At 70.0% G+C, this 10,989-nt stretch carries 11 protein-coding genes; 2 read left to right on the top strand and 9 right to left on the bottom strand.

The features are described 5' to 3' along the window. Nucleotides 1–32 precede the first annotated feature (32 nt). The 6 genes from Ato02nite_RS36610 to Ato02nite_RS36585 form a co-directional block, all read right to left on the bottom strand. Nucleotides 33–806: an SDR family NAD(P)-dependent oxidoreductase gene (locus tag Ato02nite_RS36610; RefSeq protein ID WP_213011274.1), complete on the bottom strand. Its 774-nt coding sequence runs from the start codon at nucleotides 804–806 to the stop codon at nucleotides 33–35. Next, nucleotides 803–1,588, bottom strand: a complete 786-nt coding sequence (locus tag Ato02nite_RS36605; RefSeq protein WP_213011273.1) for an inositol monophosphatase family protein — start codon at nucleotides 1,586–1,588, stop codon at nucleotides 803–805. The genes Ato02nite_RS36610 and Ato02nite_RS36605 overlap by 4 nt, the downstream gene beginning before the upstream one ends. A 16-nt stretch (nucleotides 1,589–1,604) precedes the next feature. Beyond that, nucleotides 1,605–2,060, bottom strand: a complete 456-nt coding sequence (locus tag Ato02nite_RS36600) for a response regulator (RefSeq protein WP_213011272.1) — start codon at nucleotides 2,058–2,060, stop codon at nucleotides 1,605–1,607. After that, a complete protein-coding gene (locus tag Ato02nite_RS36595; RefSeq protein ID WP_213011271.1) occupies nucleotides 2,057–3,661 on the bottom strand; it encodes a sensor histidine kinase in 1,605 nt (534 codons plus the stop codon). The genes Ato02nite_RS36600 and Ato02nite_RS36595 overlap by 4 nt, the downstream gene beginning before the upstream one ends. Then, nucleotides 3,658–4,860 carry a PP2C family protein-serine/threonine phosphatase gene (locus tag Ato02nite_RS36590; protein WP_213011270.1) on the bottom strand — a complete coding sequence of 401 codons (1,203 nt, stop codon included), beginning with the start codon at nucleotides 4,858–4,860 and terminating at the stop codon, nucleotides 3,658–3,660. Before Ato02nite_RS36590 ends, Ato02nite_RS36595 begins: the two co-directional genes overlap by 4 nt. A gap of 79 nt (nucleotides 4,861–4,939) precedes the next feature. After that, the gene (locus tag Ato02nite_RS36585; protein WP_213011269.1) at nucleotides 4,940–5,275 is read right to left on the bottom strand and encodes a hypothetical protein; all 336 of its coding nucleotides are present in this window, start codon (nucleotides 5,273–5,275) and stop codon (nucleotides 4,940–4,942) included. Nucleotides 5,276–5,349: 74 nt separating this feature from the next. On the opposite strand from Ato02nite_RS36585, the gene Ato02nite_RS36580 reads away from it, so the two are divergent. Further along, nucleotides 5,350–7,701 carry a M28 family peptidase gene (locus Ato02nite_RS36580; RefSeq protein ID WP_213011268.1) on the top strand — a complete coding sequence of 784 codons (2,352 nt, stop codon included), beginning with the start codon at nucleotides 5,350–5,352 and terminating at the stop codon, nucleotides 7,699–7,701. 1 nt (nucleotide 7,702) lies between these two features. On the opposite strand, the gene Ato02nite_RS36575 is transcribed toward Ato02nite_RS36580, so the two are convergent. Together Ato02nite_RS36575 and Ato02nite_RS36570 are read right to left on the bottom strand one after the other, a co-directional pair. Continuing rightward, the gene (locus Ato02nite_RS36575; protein WP_213011267.1) at nucleotides 7,703–7,987 is read right to left on the bottom strand and encodes a Smr/MutS family protein; all 285 of its coding nucleotides are present in this window, start codon (nucleotides 7,985–7,987) and stop codon (nucleotides 7,703–7,705) included. A gap of 10 nt (nucleotides 7,988–7,997) precedes the next feature. Beyond that, nucleotides 7,998–8,369: a tetratricopeptide repeat protein gene (locus tag Ato02nite_RS36570; RefSeq protein WP_203803525.1), complete on the bottom strand. Its 372-nt coding sequence runs from the start codon at nucleotides 8,367–8,369 to the stop codon at nucleotides 7,998–8,000. Between the two features lie 139 nt (nucleotides 8,370–8,508). Between Ato02nite_RS36570 and Ato02nite_RS36565 the strand changes: the two genes are divergently transcribed. Beyond that, a complete protein-coding gene (locus Ato02nite_RS36565; RefSeq protein ID WP_246607898.1) occupies nucleotides 8,509–10,668 on the top strand; it encodes a hypothetical protein in 2,160 nt (719 codons plus the stop codon). Here the strand turns inward: Ato02nite_RS36565 and Ato02nite_RS36560 are convergent. Continuing rightward, nucleotides 10,613–10,978, bottom strand: a complete 366-nt coding sequence (locus Ato02nite_RS36560) for an RCC1 domain-containing protein (protein ID WP_213011265.1) — start codon at nucleotides 10,976–10,978, stop codon at nucleotides 10,613–10,615. The two genes, Ato02nite_RS36565 and Ato02nite_RS36560, sit on opposite strands and share 56 nt — an antisense overlap. Nucleotides 10,979–10,989 lie beyond the last annotated feature (11 nt).

The following is a 10,989-nucleotide window of genomic DNA, read 5'->3' as shown; positions in this document are numbered from 1 at the left end:
TTACCGTGCTACGCAAGGGAGACGCAGATCGTTCAAGTCGCGGAGTAACCACCGTCGACGAAGAGTGTTTGACCGGTCACCGCGACGGCAGCTTCACTGGCCAGAAAGATCGCACACGCCCCGAAATCAGCGGGTACGCCATTTCTGCCGATCATCGTGCGCGCGGCATGGGCGGCGACCTTCGTCTCGTCCGCGAAGACCGCCTCGGTGAGCGGCGTGTGCACGACGCCGGGCGCGATCGCGTTGCAGCAGACGCCGTGCCGCGACCACGCCTCGGCCTGCGACCGGGTCAGCCCGACCAGGCCGGCCTTGGAGGCTCCGTAAGCGCCGGAGTTCCCGTACGCCCGGAAGGCCTGCTGCGACACCACGTTGATGATCCGCCCCCAGCCCCGGTCGGCCATCCGTGGCCCGAACGCCTGCCCGAGCAGGAACGGCGCGGTCAGGTTGGCGGCGAGGGTCACGTCCCAGTCGTCCAGGCTGAGCTCGTCCATCGGCGGCCGGCGGTTCACCCCGGCCGCGTTGACGAGCACGTCGGGTTCCCCGTACCCATCAATGATCTTGTCGATGGCGCGGGTGACGGCCGCGCGGTCGGCGAGGTCCGCCGAGATCGCGTGCCCCACCGCGCCGTAACCGCGCAGCTCGGCGATCACCTCGACCATCGGTGCTTCGCGCCGGGCCACCAGCAGCACTTTCGCGCCGGCCCGGCCGAGCGCCAGGGCCATCGCCCGGCCGATGCCCGAGCTTCCGCCGGTCACCACCGCCAGGCGGTCACCAAGACCGAAAACTTCTTGGAGGTACGCGTTCACAGGACCGAGATGTCCGGGAACAGCGTGTCGCGAACCGTGCGCCAGATGTCATCGTTCGCCGCCACGAGCATGCCCCGCTCGGTGTCGGTCACCCGGTAGGGCGAGCCGTCGAGGTGACGGACCGTGCCGCCGGCCTCCCGGACGATCAGCGAGCCGGGCGCGTGATCCCACGGCAGAATGCGCCAGAACAGGGCGAACTGCTGTGCGTCGATGGACACCGCCGGATATTCGTACCCCGCGCAGTGATGACCGTTGGTGACCTTGCCGAGCTTCGGCGCGTTCCCGCCGGCGATCTCGCGCAGCTGCGGCGGCAGGTAACGGGCGGCGACCACGCCGCTCAGCGCGCCGGCGCCGGGGTCGTCGGTGCGGGTCTTGACGCGTACGCCGTCCCGGTACGCCCCCGAGCCCGCCTCGGCCATCGTCAGGTGGTCGCCGGGCACGTCGAGGATCCAGGACGCGGCGATCTCACCGTCCCGGATCAGCGCCGTCATGATCGCGAACGGCTCCTTGCCGGCGGCGAAGTTGTTGGTGCCGTCGACCGGGTCGACGATCCACACCGCGCCGGAGTCGCTCAGGTGGTCCAGCACCTTCGGATCGGCGGCGACCGCCTCCTCCCCCACCACAGCCGACCCCGGCAGCAGCGCGATCAGGCCGCTGGTCAGCGCCTTCTCCGCCTCCTGATCGGCGATCGTGACCAGGTCGCCGGGCGATTTCTGGTGGATGTCGGACTCGGCCAGGTGGCGGAAGCGCGGCAGCACGATGGTCGCCGCGACCTCCCTCATGAGATCGGCGACCTGATCAAGCACGCGGCGGCAACTTCACGACGCTGACGAAGAACTCGTCGATCTGGCGGATCACCGCGATGAACCGCTCGAAGTCGACCGGCTTGGTGACGTAGGCGTTCGCGTGCAGCTCGTAGCTGCGCAGAATGTCCTGGTCGGCGGCCGAGGTGGTCAGCACGACGACCGGGATCCGGCACAGCTCGTCGTCCTTCTTGATCTCCTCGAGCACCTCGCGGCCGTCCCGCCGCGGCAGGTTGAGATCAAGAAGGATCAGATCCGGGCGTACGGCGTTGACGTAGGCACCCTCGCGACGCAGGTAGGCGAGTGCCTCGGCACCGTCGGAGACGACGTTGAGCCGGTTACGGACCTTGTGCTCCTCGAACGCCTCCTGCGTCATGAGCACGTCGCCCGGGTCGTCCTCGACCAGCAGGACCTCGATCGGTGTGCCGTCAGCACGGGTCGGAGATGTCATGCCGCTGCAACCTCTTTCGGTGTCTCGTCCGTCGCGTCTTCAACGTCCGGAGCGCCGGGGAGCACCGGGATGGTGAAGTTGAGCGACGTGCCTTCCTCGACGTCGAGGTCCAGCCAGATCCGTCCGCCATGATATTCGACGATCTTCTTCACGATGGCCAGCCCGATGCCGGTTCCTTCATAGGCGTCCCGGGCGTGCAGCCGCTGGAAGATCACGAAGACCTTGTCGGCGAATTCCCGCTCGATGCCGATGCCGTTGTCCCGGACGCTGATCACCCAGTCGCCGCCGTCCCGCTCCGCGGTGATCCGCACGACCGGGGGGACCCCCTCGCGGCGGAACTTCAGGGAGTTGCCGATCAGGTTGACGAAGAGTGTGGTGAGCAGCGGTTCCTCGCCCTCCACCGTGGGCAGTTCGGACCAGCTGATCTCGGCGTCCTCGCCGGCCCGCACCTCCAACTGGGACTTCACCTCGGTGAGCACCCGGTCGAGGTCGACCTCGGTGAACCCGGCGGTGATCCGCCCGATCCGGGAGAACGCCAGCAGGTCGTTGATCAGGCGCTGCATCCGCTGGGCGCCGTCGACCGCGAACGCGATGTACTGGTCGGCACGCTCATCCAGCTGGCCGGAGTAGCGGCGCTGGAGCAGCTGGCAGAAGCTGGCCACCTTGCGCAGCGGTTCCTGCAGGTCGTGCGATGCGACGTAGGCGAACTGCTCGAGGTCACGGTTGGACCGGGTGAGTTCCTCCGCCTGCACCTTGAGCTGCTCGTTGACCCACTCGATCTGGCCGCGTGCCTCGCGCACCTCGGCCAACTCGGTGGCGATCTTCTGGCGCATGCCGTCCACATCGGTGGCGAGGTCGGCCAGTTCCGGTGAGCCGCTGCTGCTGATGTGCCGCTCGTAGTCCCCGTCGGCGACCTCACGAACCTGCGCGGCCAACTCCACCACCGGGCGGCTGACCAGCCGGTCCAGGAGCAGGAGCAGGCCGGCCCCGGCGAGGATGATGATCGCGGCGGCGGCGATCTGGATCGACACCATGGTCTGGCTGCTGTCCTTGGCCGCGGCCGCCGAGGCGGTGCGCAGGGCCTGGATGTCGGTCTGCATCGCGTCGATCGCGGCGCGCAATGAGTCGAAGGCGGCGGTCGAGCCGGCCGCGATCAGAGCCTGACCGGCGTCCGGACCCTCGGTCCGCACCGCGGTGACCACCGGTTCGGCGACCTGGTCGTGCCAGAGCTGGGCGCGTTGCTTGACGATGTCGAGCGACGCCTGGATCGCGGTGTCCTCCGGGTTGATCAGCTCGTCCATGCGGGTCAGCAGGCGCTGTTCGTCGGCCATGCCGTTCGTGTACGGCCTGAGGTTGTCCTCCTTGCCGGTGATCGCGAAGCCCCGGATGCCGGTCTCCTGATCGACGAAGGCCGTGTTCAGCGACTCGCCGGCGGCCCGCATCGGACTGGCCCGGTTGAGCACGTCGTCGAGTTGGCGGTTGTGCTGGGTCGCGGTGATCGCGGCGAACACGCCGAGGACGCTGAGCAGGATGCCGACGGTGACGCACAACGCGGAGATTCGCCGGCGCAGGGTCCAGGTTCGCAGGTCGAAAATCTTCACCGGCCACCTCCGCGGGAGATCAGCAACATGGCCACGTCGTCGGCGAGCGGCCCGCCGTTGGCCTGCTCGGCCTGGCCGACCAGCCAGGCCGGCAGGGCCGGAAGTGGTACGCCCCGCGCGACCGGCTCGTCGAGCAGGTCGCACAGGCCCGCCACGTCGAGCCGCTCGGAGCCGTTGCCGACATGCCCTTCGATCAGGCCGTCCGTATACAACAACAGGGACCAGTCGTCGGGCGGCAGTTGCAGCACGGTGGGTGGGGCGGGGCGAGGGCGTACGCCCAGGACGATCCCGGGTTTGGCCGCGACCGGTTCGGCCCGGCCGGCGGCGAGCAGCACCGGCGGCGGGTGCCCGGCGAGCCGCACGGTGATCTGGTTGGCCGGGATGTCGAGCACCACCGACGCGACGGTGGCGAAGACCTCGCGGGCCCGCCGCTCGCTCATCAGCACCTTTTCCAGCGAGCTGAGCACCTGGTCCTCGGGTACGCCGCCGATCACCAGGGCCCGCCAGGCGACCCGGAGCTCGACGCCGAGCGCCGCCTCGTCCACGCCGTGCCCGCACACGTCGCCGACGATCACGTGCAGTTTGTCGTCACCCACCTGGACGACGTCGAAGAAGTCGCCGCCGAGCAGGCCCAGCGCCCGGCCGGAACGGTAGAACGTGTGCACCTGCACGGCTTCGGTGGACATCAGCGGCTGCGGCAGCAGGCCGCGCTCGAGACGAGCCGACTCGGCCTGGCGCAGCTCGACCTCGCGCAGCCGCTGGGCGTTCTCGTCGGCGCGTTTACGCTCGACCGCGTAGCGCAGGGCCCGGGTCAGCAGAACCCCGTCGACCTGCCCCTTGACCAGGTAGTCCTGGGCGCCCTCGGCGACCGCGGCCACGCCTAGGTGCTCGTCGGAACGGCCGGTCAGGACGCAGACCGCGGCGCTGCCGGCCACCGACAGCAGCCGGCGCAGGCCGTCGATGCCCTCGGCGTCGGGCAGTCCCAGGTCGAGCAGGATGCACTGGATGCCGCGCATCATCGAGGTGGCCTCACGCAGCGTGGTCGCCACCGCGAGATCGAACGGTGCGTCCGCCTCGCTCAGCAACTCGCGCACCAGGAAGGCGTCGCCCTCGTCGTCCTCGACCAGGAGGACGCGCAGGCGCTCCGGCTGGGCCGTGGAGCCGGTGCGGACGCGGGGGGCGACCGATCGTTCAGTCATGCCATTTCCCCACTCGATGTCACCGGACCGGACTCGAAGATGGTGTACCACTCCGGTCGGGCGCACAACTCCGCGGATCTCAAGTGTGATCCTCCGCGGCGACGCGCCGGGCGTGCTCGGCGATCACCTGGCCCAGGATGCCGTGCAAACGCCCGCAATCCTGGCAATGCAGGTTCTCGTCGAGGCGGCGGCCGCCGCAGCCGTTGCAGAGACCGCGGTCCTCCGGGTCGCGGTACGACGCCAGCGCCTTGCACAACGCGCGGATGACGTGGTCGCTCATCGGGAAGACGCCCTCGCCGAGCGCGGTGCGCACACCGACGATGGCGACCGGGTCGGCCCCTGGATTCGGGTCATAAGGGGCAACCGCGTCGATGAATTCGGCAAGGACTTCGGCCGGGTCGATCGGTGCGCTCACCCCGACAACGCTAGGCCACGCTTCAAACGATCTTCGGCCTACCCACTGTCGTACCCCTCCGCTTAGATGTCTCCATGAGCGCCCCCGCCCTGGCCGGCACCACCCACCGGGTGCCGGCCGCCCTGGCCGCCGTCGCCGCCCTGGTGGCGGTCGGCGCCGCCGCGATCTGGTCGGTCCAGCCCCCGGCCGGGCGCGACACCACCGCACCGGCCGCCGACTTCAGCGCGGCCCGCGCCTTCCAGCAGGTCGAAGCGATCGCCACGGAGCCGCACCCGGTCGGCAGCGCGGCGCAGGACCGGGTGCGGGAATATCTGGTCGGCACACTTCGCGGTCTCGGGCTCAGCCCGGAGATCCAGGACACGGTGTCGGTTCAGGGGGCAAAACTCTCCGCCAGCGCCGGTGGCGCCGGCTTCGCACACGTGCGAAACGTGGTCGCGACGATTCCCGGCACCGCTTCCACCGGCCGCGTCTTCCTGGTCGCGCACTACGACTCGGTGCAGGTCGGGCCGGGCGGCAACGACGACGCGGCCGGCACCGCCGCGATCCTCGAGACCGCCCGCGCCCTGACCAGCGGCCCCCGCCTGCGCAACGACGTGGTGCTGGTGCTCACCGACGGCGAGGAGGCCTGTGTCTGCGGTGCCCAGGCGTTCGTCGACCAGCACCCGCTCGCCCGGGACGGCGGCATCGTTCTCAACATCGAGGCACGCGGCAGCAGCGGCCCGGCGATCATGTTCGAGACCGCGAAGAACAACCGCCGCCTGGTCGACCTCTACGGGCAGGCGCCGAAGCCGGTCGGCACGTCCTTCGCCGTCGAGATCTACCGCTTGATGCCGAACGACACCGACTTCACCGCGTTCCGCGAAGCCGGGTTCACCGGGCTCAACTCCGCCTACATCGACGGGGCCGCCGTCTACCACGCCCCGACCGACGTGCCGTCCGCAATGGACACCGACAGCCTTCAGCACCACGGCGACAACGCCCTCGCGGTGACCCGGGCGCTCGGCGAACGCGACCTGTCCGCGCTGACCAGCGGTGACGACGCCACCTACTTCCCGGCGCCCGGCCTGCTGGTCCGCTATCCCGGGGAGTTGGTCCGGCCGCTGGCCGCGCTCGCCCTGATCGTGGTGATCGCGCTGGCCTGGCTGGCCCGGCGGCGTGCCCTCATCGACGGCAGGCGCCTGTTCACCGCGTCGGCGCTCACCCTGGTGCCGATCATCGTGGCGCCGCTGCTGGCCCAGCTCTACTGGGCGCTGCTCAAGCTGATCCGCCCGGAGTACGCGGAGATGCCCATCGACCCCTACCGCCCGGGGTGGTACAGGTTGGCCGTCGGCGCGATCGCCACCCTGGTCGTGCTGGCCTGGTTCGGCTGGTTGCGCCGCAAGGCCGGCCCGGCCACCCTCGCCATCGCCGGTCTCGGCTGGCTGGCCGTGCTCGGCCTGGTGCTGGCGGCGGTGACGCCCGGCGGTTCCTACCTGGCGGCACTGCCGGCGCTGGCCGGTGCGATCGCCGGCATCGTGGCGGTCCTGACCCGCGGCTGGTGGTCGGTGCTCGCGGTCACGGCCGGCGGCGCGGTCGCCGTGATCATCCTGCTGCCCACCGTGATCATGCTGTTCCCGGCACTGGGCCTGAGGCTCGGCGCCACCGGCGCCTTCCTCGCTGTGCTGCTCGGCCTGGCCCTGCTCCCGGTCCTCGATCTGATCCACCCGCGGGCCGAACGGCAGCACGGCCTGGACGCGCTGCGGGCCCGCCGCCGGGCCGCCCTGCCGACCGCCGCCGCGCTGCTCGCCGTGCTGATCTGCACGGTCGTCGGCCTGAGTGTCGACCGCTTCGACGCCAAGCACCCGGCGCTCACCCAGTTGATGTACGCGCTCGATGCCGACAACGGCACCGCGCAGTGGCTCAGCGACGAACCCCACGTGCAGAAATGGACCGCGCAGTACGTCTCGGGCGACCCGCACAAGGTCGACGAGGCGCTGCCCGCGTTCGGGCCGGAGGAGATGCGCACCGGCAAGGCGGAACCGGCCGCGTTGCCGGCGCCGAAACTGACCCTGGTGTCGGACACCCGGTCGGGTGACAGCCGGGTGATGAAACTCCGGTTGCAGCCGCAACGATCGGTCCGGCTCACCACGCTGCACGTCGCGTCCGGGGTGGACGTCACCGCGGCCACGATCGGCGGGCGTGATCTGGCCGTCGAGAAGGCCGAGGACGGGCCGTGGGGTTTCGGCTTCGTGTTCCACGCGCCGCCGGCCGAGGGTGTCGAGGTCACGCTGACCGTGCGGACCACCGGGCCGGTCAGGTTCCGGGTGATGGACGGCAGCGACGGGCTGACCGCCCTGCCCGGGTTCAAGGCACGGCCGGCCGGGGTCGGCATCGTCGGTTCGCACACCAGTGAACTGCTGGCGGTGACGGCCACCTACCGCCTCTGAGTCAGCGGCCGCGACCCCGGCGACCGGTGGGGGCGTCGTGCCGGAAGTGCACGAAGAGACGGCCCCAGTTGTCGCCGTCCTTCTCCACCCGGTGGTAGAGCTGCTTGATCTCCCGCTGGTCGAGGAAGCGCAGCACCTTTTTCTTCAGGGCGCCGCTGCCCTTGCCCGGGATGATCTCGACCATCGCGGCCTTCTTCTCGATGGCCTCGTCGATGATCCCGCGCAGGGCACGGTCGATCTCCTGGCCCCTGTTGAAGATGTCGTGCAGGTCGAGCTTGAGTTTCACGATCAGAATCCTATGCGTGCTCGGATTTGCCGAGCCACTCTTCGACCCGGCGGACGGCCTCGACGTAGTCGGCCTGCTGCTTCATCGCCGCCGCCAGGCGCAGGTGCGGCAGCGCCTCGCGAAAGCGGCCGGCCCGCTCCAGGGTCCGGCCTAATACATGGTGCGCGTAGTGATCCGACGGATCGTGCTCAATCAGCGCCCGGAGCTGGGCTTCCGCCCCGTTGAGCTGGGCCGAGTTGAAATATGCCCGGGCCAGCAGCTGGCGGACCGCGGTGTTGTGCGGCTCGGCCTCGACTATCGGCTCGAGCAGTCTGGCGGCTCCGAGCGGGTCGCCGGACTCGAAGAAAAAGGTGGCCCTGCGGTACTCCTCGAGAAGATCCACGTGCACGCTCCCCCACGCCCTCGCGCCGCCGACTCGGTCAACGCTGGCACAACATCGGGCCAACGGCGAGTGTTCCGACCCCCCAAGCTTCCCGACAATTCCCCTCATACAGCAACTTTGGCGCCGGAGAATGCCCAGCGTGGGGGACCTTTCGAGTCATGTCGTGTCCATGCCGGCCCGTCCACGATTCGGGCGCGCCCGGGCGACCGCCTTGGCGGTGTTCGCCTTCGCGCTGTGCCTGATGCTGTCGGGTGCCACCTCGTCGCCGGCGTTGCGCTCGCCGGCACTGCTGATCGCCGGGATGCGGGACATACCGTCCCCGCCGACCGGCACGCCGTGGCGGCCCGCGCCGGTCGACGCGAACGGCCTGAGCATGGTGTCGAGCGTCGACGGGCAGAAGTTCGTGCTGCACACCACGGCCGGGGACCGCACCTTCCTCCCCGGGGTTGACCTGGGCAACACCACGCCGGGTCACGTGCCGGCCGACGTCTCGGTCTCGGCGGCGCAGTACCGCGCCTGGTTCGCGGCGATGACCTGGCTGGGCATCCGGGTGGTGCGGATCTACGACATCCACCCGCCGGCGTTCTACCAGCAACTGGCGGCCTACAACCAGGCGAACCCGGATCGGCCGCTCTATGTGATGCAGGGCGTCTCGCTCGTCGGTGATGCGTACATAAAGAAGGGGAATCTCTACGACCAGCGGGTCACCGACGCCTTCCGGCAGGAACTGAAGGACGCCGCGCAGGCGGTGTCCGGGCAGTTGAACCGCACCACCCTGCCGGGGCGGGTCGGCGGCGAATGGACCGCCGACATCACCCCCTGGCTGGCCGGGTGGATCATCGGATCCGAGCTCGATCCGGCCGCGGCGGCCGCCACCGACCGCAAGAACGCCGACGCGAAGGCGATCTCCGGGAAGTACTTCCACAGCACCCCGGACGCGACCCCGACCGAGCGCTGGCTGGCGAACCGGATGAACGACCTGGCCGGTTACCAGGCGAAGAAAGGGCTGAGCGAGCCGATCGCGTTCGTGAACTGGGCGACCACCGATCCGCTCCGCCACCCGGAGGAGCCGCTGCGGCAGGAGGACCTGCTGCAGTTGGACGCCAATCACGTGCTGCCCACCGCGAACTGGCCGGCCGGAACCTTCGCCAGCTATCACGCGTACCCGTACTATCCGGATTTTTTGCGGCTGGAACCGGCGCTGCAAGCGCAGGCCGACCCCTACCTCGCCTATCTCGAAGCGCTGCGGAAGCACCATGACGGCATGCCCACGATGATCACCGAATTCGGGGTGCCGTCGTCGATCGGATCGGCGCACCTCGGGCCGCTCGGGCGCAACCAGGGCGACCACAGCGAGATCGAGGCCACCGAGATGACCGCCGAACTGCTGCGCGGCATGCAGGCGCGTGGGCTGGCCGGTGGGTTCCTCTTCGAGTGGGTCGACGAATGGTTCCGCTACACCTGGAACACGGTCGCCCACCAGGTCCCGAACCGGCGTCAGCTCTGGCGCGACCCGCTCACCAACGAGCAGCGCTTCGGGCTGCTGGCGATGGACGCGGCGCGCGAGACCGACCCGGCCGCGCTGATCGACGCGGACGGTGGCTGGCCGGCCGGGAAGGTCACCGCCCGGACCGACGAGTCGTATCTGCATCTCGAGATCAGGCTGGGCGATTCGCCGCCGGGGTCGCTGATGATCGGCCTCGACCCGCTGCCCGGCCTCACCGGCACGCCGATGGCCGGCAGCGCCGACCGTCGGCCGGACGCGATCTTCGCGCTCAATCTGGTGGGTCACACCGGGCAGGCGTACGTGCGGCGGCAACTCGATCCGCTGCAGCTCGACGGGAGCATCCCGGATTCGGCGCGCGGCCCGGCGCCGGACGGCTGGCGAGCCTACGAGCTGCTGGTGAACCGAGCCCGGACGGTGCCGAGCACCGGCGCGAAGCTGCCGATCGAGATGCAGAACGCGGGACTGGTGCGGCACGGGGTGTGGAACACCGACGACGCGAACGCGGACAGCCGGGCGCTGTGGCACCTCGACGGCAACAACCTGACCGTACGGGTGCCGTGGGCGATGATGGGCTTCGCCGACCCGTCGACGCACGCGGTCGGCGTGCCGAAGTCCGGCCGGCTGACCACCCAGCGCAGCCCGGGGGTGAGCGTCACCCTGTCGGCGTCCGGCACCGACCAGGCGCTCGGCCAGGTGACCTGGGACGACTGGAGCCAGCCGGCGGTAACCGAGCGGATCAAGCAGGGGGCGGAGCGGTTTCGCGACGCCGCTCTCGCGGTGACCAGCGACTGAGCATCAGCAGCGTCGCGCCCCCGGCGATCAGCAGCGCGCCGACCGTGACGAGCAGCATCGGGTTGCGTCCCGGGCGGTACTCGTCCGGGTAGTCGGCGCCCCAGCAGTAGACGTCGCCGGCGTCGGTCAGTGCACAGGTGCTGTCCCCGTCGGCGACGAGCTGCACGACCCGGCCCTTCAACCCGACCTGGACGAGGCGCGCCCGGCAATCGCCGGTGCACTCCCCTGCTCTCGCCTGTGCCGGTTGCGCCACCAGGAAGAGCGTCGCGAGCACGACCAAGATCGCTAATACCCGACGCATGATCCTCATGCAACCATTAT

This window comes from Paractinoplanes toevensis (assembly GCF_018332695.1).
Taxonomy (GTDB): Bacteria; Actinomycetota; Actinomycetes; order Mycobacteriales; family Micromonosporaceae; genus Actinoplanes; species Actinoplanes toevensis.
The sequence above is the reverse complement of the archived record's forward strand: the minus strand, read 5'-3'. Positions and strand labels throughout refer to the sequence as shown.

Excerpts from the sequence above, each read along its gene's own strand:
- Ato02nite_RS36605 (WP_213011273.1), bottom strand. The coding sequence starts at position 1,588 with ATGAGGGAGGTCGCGGCGACCATCGTGCTGCCGCGCTTCCGCCACCTG.
- Ato02nite_RS36600 (WP_213011272.1), bottom strand. The coding sequence starts at position 2,060 with ATGACATCTCCGACCCGTGCTGACGGCACACCGATCGAGGTCCTGCTG.
- Ato02nite_RS36590 (WP_213011270.1), bottom strand. The coding sequence starts at position 4,860 with ATGACTGAACGATCGGTCGCCCCCCGCGTCCGCACCGGCTCCACGGCC.
- Ato02nite_RS36580 (WP_213011268.1), top strand. The coding sequence starts at position 5,350 with ATGAGCGCCCCCGCCCTGGCCGGCACCACCCACCGGGTGCCGGCCGCC.
- Ato02nite_RS36560 (WP_213011265.1), bottom strand. The coding sequence starts at position 10,978 with ATGAGGATCATGCGTCGGGTATTAGCGATCTTGGTCGTGCTCGCGACG.